The sequence below is a fragment of the Vibrio sp. MMH1-50 genome (assembly GCF_022347645.1).
Lineage (GTDB): Bacteria > Pseudomonadota > Gammaproteobacteria > Enterobacterales > Vibrionaceae > Vibrio > Vibrio harveyi.
On the sequence record NZ_JAKRGG010000015.1, the window covers coordinates 47,768 to 64,973 of the forward strand.

Below are 17,206 nucleotides of genomic sequence, written 5' to 3' on the forward strand. Positions count from 1 at the left end.
TCCTGCTTATCCGATTTCTACACAATCAAGCAGCTCTTGCACCACTCGCTGGTGATCAACACCATCGGCAAGTGCATCGTAAGAAAGTGAGAATCGGTGTCCAAGTACCGATGGCACCATCGCACGTACGTCATCAGGCGTTACATAGTCACGCCCTTGTAGCCACGCGTAAGCACGAGCACATTTGTCCAACGAAATTGATGCGCGAGGGCTTGAGCCGATTTCGATCCATTTTTGTAGCTGGGAATCCGCGTAGCGCTCTGGTTTACGCGTCGCCATCACAAGCGCAACGATGTAGTTCTCGACCAAATCGGAAACAGTAATATTTGGCAGTTGACGTCGCGCTTCAATCACAAGCTCTGGCTCAATGTGTTTTAGCGTCACTAATTCACTACTGGTTTCTGAACCCAGCTCTTCACTGCGCACTAAACGAATAATGTCACGCTCAGCTTCATCTTCTGGATAGTCGACGGTCACTTTCATGATAAAGCGATCCATCTGCGCTTCTGGCAATGGGTAAGTGCCCTCTTGTTCAACTGGGTTTTGCGTCGCAAGCACCATGAACAACTCTGGCAAGACGTGCGTCTTATCACCCACTGTAATCGTACCTTCTGCCATCGCTTCTAGCAGTGCAGCTTGTACTTTTGCTGGCGCACGGTTTACCTCGTCCGCCAATACGATGCTGTTAAAGATTGGACCTGGTTGGAAGTGGAGTTGAGGCTTGCCATCTAGTTCTTGGTACACTTCGGTACCTGTAACGTCTGAAGGTAACAAGTCGGGGGTAAACTGAATACGACCAAAGCTGGTATTAAGTAGATTGGCAAGCGATTTCACCGAGCGCGTTTTTGCCGTCCCCGGTAAACCCTCCAAAAGTACGTGACCATTGGTCAGTAACCCTATCACCAAAGCCTGAACCACATGGCTTTGTCCAATGACACTTTTTTCAGTTTGTTCGATTAATTCATTAATGGCTTGTTGTGCGTGGTTCATAATGTGCCCTCAAAATGCATAATTTTTGCTGTGTACATCCTACTCACAAGCCCTATAACTATTGGTTATAAACTTAATACCCAACTTATTTGTAACCATTTATAGCCAATAACTTACCGCCAATTTTAATTTGAAATTGTAGCTCGTAATTGTTGAACAACCTCCGCTGGAGCCACTTCTGCAAGCTGCTTAACACATTGTTCAAAAGCAAAAGCTACGGCCCCTTGTTTATAGTTGCGCGCTAACACTTCACACTCGGCGTACAAATGCTGCGGATTTCCACCCACTTGGTAGGCTGTGCTCAGTGCTTTGCTTGCCGCGAGTATGTCACTCTTCTCTAACGCCAAGCCATACACATACCAATATTGCGGGTTGTGTTCTGCCGTTTCAGCCGCTTGTTTCAAATATTGGTTTGCCTTAACGCCATCTCCAACACGAAGCCATGCCAAACCAGCGCTGTAAGGCAAAGCACTCGATTTAGGTTGCGCTTCAATCCCTGCCATCAAGGTTTCTAGTGCTTTTCTGTCGTTACCTTGTGTACGGTACAAATCCGCTAAGTTGGCGTAGCTGTTTTCAAAGTAAGGCTCTATTTCAATGGCTTTTTGATAAGACGCAATGGCTTTACCTGTTTCTCCAAGATCTCGATAGACATTTGCTAGGTTGGTTCGTCCAAAACCTCGATCCGCATTGAAACGCTGGATTGCCATGTAGTCTTCCAACGGCTGTTTGATCTTGTCGCGTTGCAGCGGATTCATTTCTGGATAATGACGAACCAAAGCAGCCGCGGCTTCAGCGCGAACGGACAATACTGGGTCAGTTAGTAATGGTTCGAGAATTTGCCAACGATCGCTAAATTCATAACCAGAAGAACCAGCAACGGCACCCAAACGGATCATATCGCTTTCATGTTTTACTGCCCTCGCTAATGAAACCAAAGTGTTCTGTCCGGCATTGCCACCCATACGTTCTAAAGCAGACGCACGAATAATATCGCTTAACGATGCGTCTTGAGCCGAATATGCTAATGCATCAGGCGCACCACGATGACCAATAGAATCCGCGTAAAATGCGACCGCGAAGTGTTGTTGATTTCGGTATTTTGAATTCGGGAACCATTCGCCTATTTTCTTATCTGCCCATTGATTGGTTTCGTCTTCATGACAAGACGTACAGACGTTTGGCGTATTAATATGCATACTCAAATCTGGGCGCGGCACATGCCAACTGTGATCACGACGCGGGTCCACTTGCATGTAAGTCGTTTCTGGCATGTGACAAGTTGTGCATTGCGATGCCTCAGTATTTGCCTCATGGAAAGTGTGATTTTCCGGCATGTAGTCAGACGCAATATGGCACTGAGCACAAACCGCTTCTTCTGGGATCTTCAACTCTGCGGTATGCGGATCATGGCAGTTAGTACAAGTAACGCCTTTTTCTGCCATGGCAGATTGCAAAAATGAACCGTAGACGTAATCTTCGTCATAGATTTGACCATCGTGATAATAGAGCTCTGGTGTGATTAAGCTAAGACGATATTTATCTAGGAAGGAACCTTTTACGTGATCTTCAGTTTCATTGAGCTGAGTACGACGACTATGGCACTGCGCGCACGTTTGAACTTGGTGCGTCATCGCTATTTCTTTTGGCTGGAGCGTACTGTGCCCTTCTTCGTAGACCCATTCTTTTACAGCCAGACCTAAATCTCGATCAAAACCATAGTGATTCGCTGAGACGATGGTATTTCCAGATTTTTCCGCTTGTTTGGCAAGCTCTACATGTTCGCTGGCAGGACCATGGCACGCTTCACAACCCACATTGATCTCAGACCACGTGGTTGAATACGTATTAGTTTTGGCGTCGTAGTTCTTTTCTAGATTCGTTGAGTGGCAATCGGCACACATGAAGTTCCAATTTTGCCCCGTATTCGTCCAATAGAATTCATCTTTTGGCGTGGTATCTGGATATAGGTGAAACCAGCGCTGACCACCTTGTTGCTTGGTTCTCGAATCCCAAGCAAAAGGAATGAGTTGGACTCGCCCATCTTCAAACTCCACCATGTATTGTTGAAGCGGTTCCCATGCAAAGGTGTAGCTAATTTTGTAGTCGTGCCACTCTCCGTCTGGACCTTGGATATTGACCCAATACTCGTCCCCTTTTCGATAAAAACGGTTTGGCTTTCCTTCGAATGTAAACGTGTGCTCGTTAAAGTCACCCAATACGGACTGTGCATCAGCATGCCTCATCGCCATATCATGATGAGATCCTTGCCACGCTTTGGTTTCTTTTTGGTGACAATCTACGCAAGCTTCACTGCCTACGTAAGTTAGCGTTGATGATTCGGTTGATTGCGGTGTTTCCTGCGCAAACAGAGAAAAACTGACGAGCGCTGCAAGACCAGTTAAGGTCTGCTTCCAACTTGCCCACTGAGTCATAACTGTCCTTGTGTGATTCTTTTTATTCTCTGATCAAAGATAGAAGTGTTTTTTCTTTTTAGACAAGCAATTACATAGGTTTTAAGAAAAACTCAAACGAGGCGCAAAAAAAGAGGCTCCGAAGAGCCCCACATTTGGTTGCAATCAATCTATTTATTGTGACTTTCTTGCAGTTTCTCCATCACCTGATCAAGTGAGAAGCTCGCAGCTTTCTGCCTTGGAGGGAATTCTTGGAATGTTTCTAAGAACTTGCCCACATAAGCCTGTGCAGGAACAAGCATATACGCATGGTCGATCAACCAATCGTAATACGTGTTCGACGTAATATCTGCGACTTCGTATGGGTCCATGCGTAGATTGAAGATCTTAGGCACACGCAACGGTGTAAACGGTTCAGCCCAAATTTGCAACGTACCTTTCGCGCGCTGCTCTAGGAATACGATCTTCCAGTTGCGGAAACGCAGTGAGCTCAAATCACCATCGTCTGTAAAGTAGAAGATTTCTTCACGTGGCCCTTTGTCCTCTTTACCAGTTAGGTAAGGCAGGAAGTTGTAACCATCAAGGTGGTTTTTGAACGTCTTATCTCCTGCTTTATAGCCTTTCAGGAGTTTCTCTTTGATTTGATCATCGCCTGCTGCCGCTAGGAATGTTGGCATCCAGTCCATATGATGCATGATCTCGTTAGACACGCTTCCCGGCTCAATTTTACCCGGCCAACGAACCATAGCGGGAACACGGAATGCGCCTTCCCAGTTAGTATTTTTCTCACCACGGAATGGCGTTGTACCTGCATCTGGCCACGAGTTCATGTGTGGACCGTTATCAGTGGAGTAAAATACGATAGTGTTATCTTGAATGCCAAGATCATCCACTTTCTTCAATAGCTGGCCAACATGGTTATCGTGCTCAACCATGCCGTCGGCATAAAAACTGATGCCAGTTTTGCCCAAGTTGTCTTCTTTAACGTGGGTGCGGAAATGCATGCGTGTGGCATTCCACCAGACGAAGAACGGTTTGTCAGCTTTCACCGCACGATCCATAAAATCAAGTGCCGCATCTAGCGTTTCTTCATCTACGGTTTCCATTCGCTTACGAGTGAGCGGTCCCGTATCTTCAATTTTGCCATCAGCAAAGGATTTAATGACACCACGAGGACCAAATTTCTTACGGAATTCTGGGTCTTTCGGGTAATCAACATTTTCCGGTTCTTCCTCGGCGTTCAAGTGATAAAGGTTGCCAAAAAATTCGTCGAAGCCATGATTGGTTGGAAGATGTTCGTCTTTATCGCCTAAGTGGTTTTTACCAAATTGCCCCGTCATATAACCTAAAGGTTTAAGCATTTCTGCAATCGTTGCATCTTCTGCTTGCAAGCCTAAGTCTGCCCCCGGAAGACCAACTTTACTCAAGCCGGTTCGCAGCACTGTTTGACCCGTAATAAAGGTGGAGCGACCCGCGGTACATGATTGTTCGCCATAGTAGTCGGTGAACATCATACCTTCTTTTGCGATTCTATCGATGTTTGGGGTTTTGTAGCCCATGAGGCCGAACGTATAGGCGCTGATATTCGACTGACCAATATCATCACCCCAGATAACCAGAATGTTCGGTTTTTCTGCTGCGATACTGCTACTTGTCGCGCCGATAAAAGCAGCGGCAAGAATCGCTAATCGGCGTTTAACGCCATAATTCGCTGTCATATAAACCTCTGTCTGTATTAGAAAAGTGCATCCTGCACACAAACGTATAGCTCACAAAACAGACTAATGCGAATCCAATAGCATAATTAAAATTAAGTTAAAACTAAGGTCTTATAAGCTCTAAACCAAAGGGGAATTAACGTGACCCAAGTCTCGCTTCAGTTTTCCATACAAAAGGTAAGGTTTGAATATTAAACCAAGAAAACAAAGAGTTACGCGTCTGCATAACTTATGGTTATAAACACTATAAAGCGACATTCTTCAATTGCATCATTAACTTAATAGCCAACGAAGCGTAGGCGGTCCCTAAGCTTCTCTTCCAACTTTCAACCAATTTGGAGTTTTTATGGCTAACCAAATGAGCAAGCTGGCTGTCGGTCTCGGCGTACTGGCAACCTCAAGCGCAGCAGTGGCGGCAGACAAACCGAATATCCTAGCGATTTTTGGTGATGATGTTGGTTACTGGAACATCAGTGCATACAACCAAGGTATGATGGGTTACGAAACCCCGAATATCGACCGTATCGCAAACGAAGGTGCACTATTTACTGATCACTACGGTCAGCAATCTTGTACTGCAGGCCGTGCAGCATTCATCACAGGCCAAGAACCGTTCCGTACTGGCTTGCTTACAATTGGTATGCCAGGCTCAACTCACGGCATCCCTGATTGGGCACCGACCATTGCAGACTTGTTAAAAGAGCAAGGCTACATGACGGCTCAGTTCGGTAAGAACCACTTGGGTGACCAAGACCAACACTTGCCAACTAACCATGGTTTCGACGAGTTCTTTGGTAACCTTTACCACCTAAACGCTGAAGAAGAGCCAGAAACATATTACTACCCGAAAGACCCTGAATTCCGTAAAAACTACGGTCCTCGTGGTGTAATCAAATCATTTGCTGACGGTAAGATCGAAGACACAGGTCCTATGACGCGTAAGCGTATGGAACATGCCGATGAAGAATTCCTAGAAACGTCATTGGCGTTCATGGAAAAAGCCGTAAAAGCGGACAAGCCTTTCTTCATCTGGCATAACACAACACGCATGCACGTATGGACTCGCCTTCAAGAGAAATACCAAGGTAAATCTGGCATCAGTATCTACGCCGACGGCATGTTAGAGCATGATGATCAAGTGGGTATTCTACTGGACAAATTGGATGAGCTAGGCGTCGCAGACAACACCATCGTTATCTACTCAACCGATAACGGTGCAGAGACTGTATCGTGGCCTGACGGCGGTGCAACACCATTCCACGGTGAAAAAGGCACGACATGGGAAGGCGGTATGCGTGTTCCTCAGCTCGTTCGTTGGCCTGGCGTAATCGAACCAGGTACTAAGATCAACGAAATGATGGCGCACCAAGACTGGTTACCAACACTGATGGCAGCAGCAGGCGTTCCTGACGTGAAAGAGAAACTGGCTAAAGGCTATAAAGCAAATGGCAAAGACTGGCGCGTACATATTGATGGCTACAACTTCATGCCTTACTTCCAAGGTAAAGAAGAGAAAGGTCCGCGTGAATCACTACTGTACTTCACAGCAAACGGTGAGCTAAACGCAGTTCGCTGGAACGATTGGAAACTGCATTTCGCAACACTAGAAGGTAACATTACGGACGCGGTACGCTTCGCACCAAACTGGCCGAAGATCATCCACCTACGTGCTGACCCATTCGAGAAAGCGCCTCACGAGTCTGGTATGTACTTGCGCTGGATGGCTGACAACATGTGGTTGTTCGTACCTATCCAAGACGTGCTAGGTGAGTTCTTCAAGACACTACCGGATTACCCAATGCAGCAAGGTCAAATGATGAACCCTGCATCAATTAGCTACCAATCTCTTGGTCTACAAGGGAAAATGAAACAGCTAGAACAACTTCAGCAAGAAGTTAAGAAAATGAAATAGTTTCTTTTGCTACTACCGAAAAAACCCGCCAACCTTGGTGGGTTTTCTTTTTTCACTTTTATCCGTTGGTCGCTTGTTCTTTACTAATTGACCGCCCTATATCACACGTTCGCATCACCTCCCTCTCAGATAACGAAACTTCTAATTAGGTCGCACTTTGACGCTCTATTACTAATAACTGATAGCTTTCTCATTCAGCACATTGATTTTCATCAGTTGATTTTTGATAATAGTTCGCATTATCAAGTAATGAGTAATGCATCAACATGTTCAGTCCAACGTCAGCCACTAGCACTTCTCATCAAAACTGGTCTTCTAGTGCTCCCTCAACTGCTCCTTCTATTTTGTTAGTTGAAGATGATCCCGACCTCAACCTTCAACTCACAGAACTACTCAAAGAGCAAGGTTACAACGTGAGTTCTATGTACAGTGGTGACGATGGAGTAAGCGCATTTCATCAACAAACGTTCGACTTGGTGATTTTAGATGTGAACCTACCTAACCTTGATGGATTTGAAGTGCTCAATGTGATTCGATCTCAGTCGCAAACCCCCGTTGTCATGCTCACCGCTTACGGTGCGGAAGAATATCGGATTCAAGGTCTTAAATGTGGTGCTGATGATTACATTACTAAACCCTGTAACTTCACCGAGGTTAGCTTACGTGTTGAAGCGATACTGCGCCGAACCCAACTGATTCAACAACCTAACTCTGCCACAAAACTCAGTGATAGAGAGCTTCTTCTCAGTAAGCAGACGCATTCCGTTACGCTTCATCGCCGCCCAGAAATGGAACCTGTTCAACTCACACCGATTCAGTTCAAGTTACTTTGGACTTTAATCGAACATCGCGGTGAAGTGTTAAGTAAACCCTTTCTCTATCAGACCGTTCTAGAGCGTCAGTTCAGTCAATACGACCGTGCTCTTGATATGCACTTAAGCCGAGTACGCAAGCGCCTCATCGCAGAGGGAATGTCTAACGACCGCATCCAAACCGTTCATGGCAAGGGATACATTTTTAAATGAAAAAAATGCTGTTTTGGCGGCTATTTATCGTCTTATCCCTTGGAGTGGTGATCTTTTTCTCTCTGATTCATAGTGCTGCCATCCTCTCTAACGAGAAAATGAGCTATTTAAAGAAGTCTCATCGTCAACAAATTTTAGATTGGGGCAATACCGCACAAACCTTCATTGACCAACAAGATTGGCACGGACTTGATGTTTGGCTGGAAGAGCTTGCTATCAAAGAATCAACTTGGGCAACCGTGTTGCAATCCCATCTTGACGTAAAAGGAGGGAACCCGCTCAACCAACGTTTTTGGCAAGGTTATGGAATTGGTCGAAGTGTAGAGTGGAAGATTCACCTCGATTTCCCAGACAACCCAATTATGGAAGTCCCACTCTCTCCATTCGGATACCACTTTTTGATTCTGCTACCAGATCGAATGCGACCGGGAACCTACATGTCTCACGCGTTTTGGTTGTTTCGCTTTGTGATTCCCTTTCTTTCTCTACTAGCACTGACTGTGTATTTGTACCGTTATGTCATGCGCCCCTTGCAGCAGTTTCATCGTGCCAGTCAAGCTTTCAGTCAGGGCGATTACTCTGCCCGTATTGGGCATACCATGAAACTAGGCAACGACGAGATTAGCCAAGTCGCTCGTACTTTCGACAAAATGGCGGAACGAACGTCAGATGTGATTCAGCACAACCGCAACCTTATTGCGGACATGTCACATGAGATACGTACCCCACTCGCTCGAATTGAGATGGCAATTGACTGCGTAGATAAAAATATCGAACGCGAGCAAATGCTAGAACGAATCAAAAGCGATACTCAAAAAATGCGAGCGACCGCCGAAGACACACTGACCCTTGCGTGGATTGAAAATGAGCAACCAAACTTAAGAACCGAGTCGTTTGATCTCGCCGAGCTAATTGAAATCATCGTAGAAGATGCGCGTTTTGAATACCCGGATAAACAGGTTTCATTGCTGCAAGATCATTCTCTTCCTCTACAGGACTCGAACCAAATGGCACTCAGCCAATCTTTGGAGAACATCATTCGTAACGGTCTGCGATACACACAAACAAAAGAAACGTTAGACATTCGTGTTCTCACCAAATCCAATCATTATCAAATCTTGATTACTGATTCAGGTCCGGGTATCGACCCTAGTCTGTATCGACAAATCTTCAAACCCTTCTTTAAAGCAAATAACCAAGTCACATCCCGAAAAGGCTTTGGTGTAGGTCTTGCGCTCGCCAAGCGCCATATCGAAGCAGTAGGCGGCAAGATCACCGCTTACAACGCAGAACCAAAGGGATTGACGATGGATATTTCATTACCTAAACGACGCTAACTCCAGCTCACTGCAAGGATTGTAACAGTTGTAAAAGTCGTTTACTCAGAGTGGAAGAATCACCAAAATCTCACTCGATAATAATTCTCATTAACAATGGAGGTTACGGTGTCTGCTTCAACCGTATTTAAGCTAAGCCCACTTACCATCGCGCTTTTGGTTGCATCACAAGCGACATACGCCAAGGATGACATCGAAATTGTCGAAGTTACTGGGCACACGCCTGAAGGCGCCGATATCACAATCGATTCCGATCAGCTCGCTAAATCCCAAGCGCAAGACTTGAACGACATTTTCCGTAAAGATGCAGAAGTTAGCGTCGGTGGCTCTTCCGGCGTTTCTCAAAAGGTCTATGTCCGTGGTCTGGAAGATACCATGTTGAATGTATCTATCGACGGTGCGGAGCAATCCGGTAACCTATTCCACCATCAAGGTCGACTCTCTATTGAACCTGAACTTCTCAAGCAAGTTGATGTGAGTGCAGGTACAGGTCGTGCAACAGACGGACCAGGTGCACTCGGCGGCGCGATTAAGTTCACCACTAAAGATGCACACGATCTCCTTGCCGCAGGTGAAACCTATGGTGCGATGCTAAAAGGCGGTTATTACACCAATAATGAGGGTTACAAGGTTTCAGCAAGTTTATACGGAGAAGTCGCTGATCAGCTTGGTCTTCTGGCTTCATTTGGTTACGTCGACGGCGATAACATCGAAGACGGTAAAGGTCAGGAACAACCCTACACAGCGTTAGAGCAACAAATTGCGCTTCTAAAGCTTTCTGGTCAGTTGAATGACGAACATTACTTATCTATCAGTTACGATTACCGCAATGATGATGGTCGACGTTTAAATCGCCCTCACTTCCAGCCAAGCTTTAAAAATGCGCCTCTCGATCAAGAAACCGATCGTTCTACTTTTACTCTGAATCACAAATACGCAGCAAGCGAATTGTTTAATTTAGACACCACGCTCTACTACACCGATAGTCGCTTAGCTCATAAAGATCACCCCCGCTGGGGCACCAGTGATGGTTCGATCCAGACTACTGGTATAAAGATATTCAACACGAGTAAATTGACTGACCATACTTTGGTCTATGGCTTGGATTACAAGAAAGACAAATCGGAATTTGAAACCAACTACGATGGTAAAAAGGATGATGAAGAAAAAGGCACAGTCTATGGTCTGTTTGTCCAAGATGATTGGATGTTAACAGAAACCATCATTCTAACCGCTGGTGCTCGTTACGATTGGTACGAGTTAACCGATAACAAGGACCAAGACTTCGACTCAAACGGTTTTAGCCCTAACGTAGGTATTAATTACAATGCGTTGGAAGGCTTGAACCTATTTGCTAGTTATGCGGAAGCGTTCCGTGGTCAACAAATCAAAGAACTGTTTGTTATCGATTACCGCGAAAATGACCCAAATCGTAAACCTGAAGAAGCACGCAACTTAGAGCTAGGGGCAAATTACCAATACGATGATTTCTTTGCTGGCGTCACCTTCTTCGATAGCACAATCAAAGACGTGGTAACAAACCAAGGTGCGGTTTACACCAACGTGGGCGATTTAGATAACCAAGGTGTTACCGCTTACTTAGGCTATGCAATTGCTGATGTATCAGCTCGATTGAGTTACAACCAATCCCGTCCAGAGCTAAACGGCACACCGCTTTCTGATGAAGATTCCACATTGGGAACATCGATTGGTGATACTTGGGTACTTGATCTTATCTACCAACCAATGGAAACCCTTGAGTTTGGTTGGAATGCACGATTTGTTGAACGCTTGACCGATGTAGCGGATCCAACCGTCCATCCAGAAAAGCCAGGCTATGGTGTGCATGACGTTTACGCATACTGGATGCCATTAGCTGATGAAGAACTTTCCTTAACCCTATCGGTGAAGAACGTCTTTGATAAGTACTACTTCGACCATGCCTCATACATGGCATACATCGGAAGCCCAGTAGCACAAGGGTATGCGAGCCCTGGTCGAGACTTCCGATTTAACGTCACTTACGCGTTCTAGGTTCGAGTGAGTACATTGCCATTGACCTAACGATAACAACTCAGAAATCGGGGCGAATTGCTCCGATTTTTGGTATTTAGCGGCGTATTTTGCTTTAATTAACGCAAATTCAATTTACTCAAAATAACTCAATGAATTTACGTTTAATTTTTACACTGTCTATTGCCACTCTATTTGCGGGTTGTGCGACCTATGCAGGACTAAACTACGATAAACTGTTTGGTCCTGAGCAAGTTCGCGAGCGAACCGCAACGATTGATACGCCACAAGCGGATTTCTTTCAACATGACGTCAAACCTATTGTTGATAATCGCTGTGTGGTTTGCCATGCCTGCTACGATGCCCCTTGTCAGCTCAAACTTTCTTCCGTAGAAGGCATAGACCGCGGAGCAAGCAAAGCTTTAGTATATGAAGGCACTCGCCTCACTGCCGCTGCCCCAACTCGTCTATTTGAAGATGCACAAACCACTCAGGAGTGGCGTGACGCTGGCTTCCATCCTGTGCTTAACGAACGTGAGCAGAGCATGGCGGCTAACATGGATGCAGGTCTAATTGCACGAATGCTGCAACAAAAGGAACGTCACCCTCTTCCCGACCAAGTTCAGCTAGAAGGCTTCGATTTTTCTATCGATCGTGAACAAACCTGTCCGACCATTGAAGAATACGCGCAATATGAGCAAGACAACCCAACATGGGGAATGCCTTTTGGTATGCCGAACTTAACTTCAGCGGAGTATCAAACATTGATGCTTTGGTTAAAGAACGGCGCGATCATGAACGCACATGTACCGTTAACCGAGCAACAACAAACAGAAGTAGACAAGTACGAAGCGTTACTCAACAAGGGCTCTCGTAAGAATCAACTTGCTGCTCGTTACATTTACGAACATCTGTTCTTATCTCACCTATATTTCTCTGAATTAGATGGAGAACAACCTCGATTCTTTATATTAGTTCGCTCTGCGACGCCTCCCGGCGAGCCTGTAAAACGCATTACCACACGTCGTCCATATGATGACCCCAAAGTGGAACGCGTTTACTACCGTATTATTCCAGAGCAAGGCACTATCGTGGATAAGACCCACATGCCGTTTGCCTTGAATAAACAACGCATTGATAACTGGAAAAAGTGGTTCATTGATGCCGATTACAAAGTGGCACAACTGCCAAGCTACGAGCCAGAAGTCGCTGCTAACCCGATGACTGCATTCATTGACCTACCAGTGAAATCTCGCTTCAAGTTCATGCTGGATAATGCACAAAACACCATTATGGCTTACATCAAAGGTCCGGTGTGTCGCGGTCAATTAGCATTGAATGTAATTAACGACCGTTTCTGGGTGTTCTTCCTCGATCCAGACAAAGCGGATATTCCCGAGGTGAACGAGTTTTATCGTTCCCAAGCAGACAATTTGAAGCTTCCGGGCGAGTTAGAAAGCAATACCGTACCAGTAACAAACTGGGTGAAGTACTCACGCCAGCAAGCTCGTTACCTAGAGGCTAAATCAGACTTCATCAACAAATGGTTCAAAAACGGCGAGCATCTTTCTACGGATGTGATTTGGGATGGTAACGGCACCAATCCGAATGCAGCGCTAACGGTATTCCGCCACTTTGACAGTGCATCTGTCGTGCAGGGTTTAGTCGGAGAACAACCAAAAACAGCTTGGGTGCTGGACTATGCCCTACTTGAGCGAATTCACTACCTTCTCGTTGCTGGGTTTGATGTTTACGGCAACTTTGGTCATCAGTTGATCACTCGTATGTTCATGGACTTCCTTCGTCTTGAAGGGGAGAGTAATTTCATTGCCCTATTGCCTGCCGATATGCGTCATCAAGAGCACTCAAGTTGGTACCAAGATCAACCGCGTCAGCTAAGCGACTTCTTGCAGCGTAATGTCGCACCATTTAGCCAACCGACTAGCGTTGTGTACCATACTGACGACCCGAAATCCGAACTGCTCGACATCTTGCGCAAGCAGGTTTCACCTATCCTGTTACCACGTTATGACATTGTAGATACCGCACTAACGGTGGAGAGTGAGCAGCAGTTGGCAAGCATCAACCAAGTTCGTGGAGAGGGACTCCAAACTGTGCCGCAAATCACCATGCTGATGGTGCGCAGTAATTCCGGTCAAGATGAGCTGTTTACCCTGCTGCATAATAACGCGCATATCAATATTTCTAGTTTGTTTGATGAAGAAAGTAACCGTGACTTCGCAAATGATGATATGACCATCGTTCGAGGTGTTGTTGGCAGTTACCCAGCTGCGTTTTTCTCAATTAACGAAAATCAGGTAAAAGAATTTGTCGATCAATTTAGTGCTCTAAAATCCGAGTCAGATTACGTTAAGTTACTGGATAATTTTGCGATTCGCCGAAGCTCAGAAAAGTTCTGGCCGTTTAGCGATCGTATCCACGATTGGTATCGTACAAATCAACCGATCGAATTTGGTTTACTTGACTATAATCGTTTTGAGAATCGATGATGATTTAAGGGGGTTCTCATGAGTATCCGAGACAACATTGCCGCTCTCGAGCAACAGATTTACGTTGCTTGCTCAGAGGGGGATTACGATACGGTCAACATGCTTGAGCACCAACTCGAATACTTGCGTGGCAGAATGGAGCATCCGTTCGAAGATGATCCTTATGCATTAGACACTCGGTTTGAGTGGGAAGATGATCTGACCGAATAGAAAAAAACCTCCGGCGTAAACCGGAGGTTTTTGTTTATCGGCATTGATCTACTTGCTCGAATTTACCTTCTGGCTCAAGCAGGTAGCAAAATAGACGTTTATTCAGCCATCAGGTTATCAAGGGCATGAATCGACTCATCAACTTGCTCTTTTAGTGCACCTTGGTGTGTAGCGTACGCCTCCAATGGCTCAGCGGCAATTTCAACACATTGGCATGTATTCATTAATGCCGTCAGACCTAAACTGCCTGCGCTGCCTTTCAATTTGTGGGCAAGATCTTTCACGCCTCGGCTGTCACCGCTTTCTGAAGACGTTTCCATTTGGCTTAGTACATCAGCGCTGGTTTGTCTGAACAAATCAATGATGTGCAGCATCTTTTCTCTGCCCAAAATCTTCATGTCTGACTGAATCACATTAGGGTTGATGATAACCATTGCTGGCTCCTCTGCTATCGTGTCTGTTGTGACCGCCGATTCGTTGTTGTCGGTCGTTGTTGTTATTTCATCATGTGGGATGCATTCCCCGCTTTGAGGAAGCAGCAGCTGTTTGCCATCCAACATATCTTGGATGAGCGCAGCAAGAGCTTCTTTTTCCATAGGTTTTGGTAAGTAGCCATCAAATCCCGCCGCCAAATAGCTTTCCACTTCTTCAGCAAATACATGAGCAGAAACCGCCACCATTGGCGTAGGTGCAAGTGCTTTATCCGCTGGTTTGTTGCGCTCTATGCGTTTAAGGCGGTGGATTAAATCAGCACCGTTACAATCTGGCAAGTTGATATCGACCAGTGCAATGTCGAAATCGTGCTTGTCAATGATCTGCTCCGCCTCTAAGCCATTTTCTGCCATGATAACTTGGTGTCCCATGCTCTCTAAGAAACCTTCCGCCACAACACGGTTTACAGGATTGTCTTCTACTAGCAGAACTTTCGCTTTCACTTTACAACGAGCGCTCGCGATGGAAACCGTCTCTACAGGCTCACTCTCTTCTAAAGGAATGGAAAACCAGAAACGGCTGCCATGTCCTTCGTCCGAATCCACATCCAAACGGCCCCCCATTGCTTGAATAATACGGCGGCTAATAGCAAGACCTAACCCGGTACCACCAGTTTGATTCAAACCGCCTTCAGCTTGTGTAAAGGCATCGAATAAGGTTTTTTGGTCTTTCTTTGCAATGCCAATACCGGTATCCGAGACTTCGAACAGAACTTGCGATTCATCTTCTGGGTTCAAGCTGACATAGATGTCAATCTCACCTTGTTCGGTGAACTTAATCGCATTACCCACTAAGTTATTTAGAACTTGATTGATGCGCGTAACATCCCCTTTCCAGTAACGTCCTACATCACTTTCGATATGGTAAGAGAACAGCAGTTTTTTCTCTTGCGCTTTGCCGTTCATTAACTGGAATGTGTCTTCAATCATTTGGTGCAAGTCGAAACCTAAACTGCGGATCTCCAAATGCCCGGCTTCAATTTTCGAGTAATCCAAAACGTCATTCAAAATCGCCAGCAACGTTTTACCACTGCGGTTGATGATTTCTGCGTAACGCTTTTGGATTGGGTTCAGACCGGAATCAATCAGCAGACGTGCCGTACCAAGCACGCCATTCATCGGCGTACGAATCTCATGACTCATAGTAGCAAGGAAGGCAGACTTCGCTCGGCTGGCTTGTTCTGCTTGCTTACGTGCTTTCGCGTGGTTCAACACCTCTTCATTCAAACGGCGGTTTGCTTGTTTCAACTGAGAAGTTCGTTGCTCAACCAGCTCTTCGAGGTGCTCTTTATGCTCTTCCAATTCACGCTTGGCTTTCGCTTCGCCCTCAGCAACCACCTTGAGGGCTTGCGCCGTATTACGAGCAGTAATGATGGCTTGCCCCATATGCGCCAGCTCATCTTTTCCTTTCACTTCCAGCTCTACCGCTAGGTTGCCCTGCGCAACAGAAAGCAGCGCCGAAGAGTATTCTGTCAAGCGCTTCACGACCGACACGTAAACCACACGCCAAAGAATAAGCACAACAATGATCAAACCAATGATCGAAATGACCGTCAGCGACCACTGAGCAAATTTCAAGGTACTTGTCAGTTGTTCAACCGCAATACGGGTAGTCTGGTTAGAATCATCCACCAGCTTGTTTACGGTGCCGTTTAACTCAGAGAAAAGCTCAAGCGTTTTTTGCATTAGTTGCTGAGACTGCTCGTTGTTCTCATATTGTTGAAGCAAAATGGTGAAGACAACTTGACGTTTACCCAGTTCAGTAAGAAGTTGGCTCATTTGCTCTGAGCGCGTTGGGTCTTCTACCGCTAACACTCGGCGTTTCATGATTTTTAGGTTGTCTTCGAACGCTGTTTGGATCTGTTGAATACGGTCTACGTTAGTCAGTGTGCGCGCTTCTTCAATTTGGTTGAGCATCTTGAAGGCGAGTAAATGCAGCTCGTGAAGTCGTTCGGTCAGGTCTAGGTCGACTTCCACTAATGCATCTAGCGCTTGATACACTTGATCTTTCTTGTTGGATTCAAGCAAATCATAAATATGCGTCACGTTCGCAACGGCAATGGTACTGGTGTTTTGCACTTGAGTACGCGTAAGTTGCTCCAACTCTTCACTCAATAAGCGCATTTCTTCTACACGCGTATCGATCTCTTTCGCTAGCCAAAGCTTGCGTTCTACCGTGACACCTAACTCCGCCAGGTTGTTAATGACGTTCTGGACGTTATTTTCCAATGCCTCTAGCAATTGTGAATCAAAAGACTCTCCACCCAGCTCTTTGATGTGAGTAAGTAAGGACTCAAGCTGATCAAATAAGACGCGCCCCGCCTCTTTACGCTCCTGTTCGTTTTGCGCATTGGACAACATTTGAACCGATGAAATGATGCGGGTACTAAGCTCTGACACTTGTCGAGCTTCAATCATTGCTGGTATGGCAGCATCTACCACGTTCCTTTCCGTTTTTGCCACCAGAGAAAACCCTGATACACCGATTAATGCTGATAACATCACCAACATTGCCATCGCAATGAAGGACAATAACAGTTTACGACCGATGCTTGCGGTAGCTAGCAACATATTTTCCTGACCTTAATA

At 45.8% G+C, this 17,206-nt stretch carries 10 protein-coding genes; 6 read left to right on the forward strand and 4 right to left on the reverse strand.

What is annotated here, in order from left to right:
* Positions 1-6: 6 nt before the first annotated feature.
* The 3 genes from MHO32_RS13245 to MHO32_RS13255 form a co-directional block, all read right to left on the reverse strand.
* A complete protein-coding gene (locus tag MHO32_RS13245) occupies positions 7-990 on the reverse strand; it encodes an AAA family ATPase (RefSeq protein ID WP_239212419.1) in 984 nt (327 codons plus the stop codon).
* A gap of 125 nt (positions 991-1,115) precedes the next feature.
* The gene (locus MHO32_RS13250) at positions 1,116-3,422 is read right to left on the reverse strand and encodes a multiheme c-type cytochrome (protein WP_239212420.1); all 2,307 of its coding nucleotides are present in this window, start codon (positions 3,420-3,422) and stop codon (positions 1,116-1,118) included.
* Between the two features lie 149 nt (positions 3,423-3,571).
* Entirely contained in the window at positions 3,572-5,119 is a 1,548-nt protein-coding gene (locus MHO32_RS13255; RefSeq protein ID WP_005447192.1) for an arylsulfatase, read from the reverse strand.
* A 346-nt stretch (positions 5,120-5,465) separates the two neighbouring features.
* Between MHO32_RS13255 and MHO32_RS13260 the strand changes: the two genes are divergently transcribed.
* The 6 genes from MHO32_RS13260 (at position 5,466) to MHO32_RS13285 (ending at position 14,126) form a co-directional block, all read left to right on the forward strand.
* Positions 5,466-7,031: an arylsulfatase gene (locus MHO32_RS13260; RefSeq protein WP_005447193.1), complete on the forward strand. Its 1,566-nt coding sequence runs from the start codon at positions 5,466-5,468 to the stop codon at positions 7,029-7,031.
* Between the two features lie 266 nt (positions 7,032-7,297).
* Positions 7,298-8,056, forward strand: coding sequence for a response regulator transcription factor (locus MHO32_RS13265; protein WP_050932548.1), 759 nt, complete (start codon positions 7,298-7,300; stop codon positions 8,054-8,056).
* A complete protein-coding gene (locus tag MHO32_RS13270; RefSeq protein ID WP_038898244.1) occupies positions 8,053-9,393 on the forward strand; it encodes a sensor histidine kinase in 1,341 nt (446 codons plus the stop codon). Before MHO32_RS13265 ends, MHO32_RS13270 begins: the two co-directional genes overlap by 4 nt.
* 108 nt (positions 9,394-9,501) lie before the next feature.
* Positions 9,502-11,427, forward strand: coding sequence for a TonB-dependent receptor domain-containing protein (locus MHO32_RS13275; protein ID WP_239212421.1), 1,926 nt, complete (start codon positions 9,502-9,504; stop codon positions 11,425-11,427).
* Positions 11,428-11,558: 131 nt separating this feature from the next.
* Entirely contained in the window at positions 11,559-13,916 is a 2,358-nt protein-coding gene (locus MHO32_RS13280; protein WP_074051612.1) for a fatty acid cis/trans isomerase, read from the forward strand.
* 18 nt (positions 13,917-13,934) lie between these two features.
* Positions 13,935-14,126 (forward strand): hypothetical protein, encoded by a 192-nt coding sequence (locus MHO32_RS13285; RefSeq protein ID WP_005447215.1) that lies wholly within the window; start codon positions 13,935-13,937, stop codon positions 14,124-14,126.
* A gap of 98 nt (positions 14,127-14,224) precedes the next feature.
* On the opposite strand, the gene torS is transcribed toward MHO32_RS13285, so the two are convergent.
* Entirely contained in the window at positions 14,225-17,188 is a 2,964-nt protein-coding gene (torS, locus tag MHO32_RS13290; protein WP_017188885.1) for a TMAO reductase system sensor histidine kinase/response regulator TorS, read from the reverse strand.
* Positions 17,189-17,206: the final 18 nt, after the last annotated feature.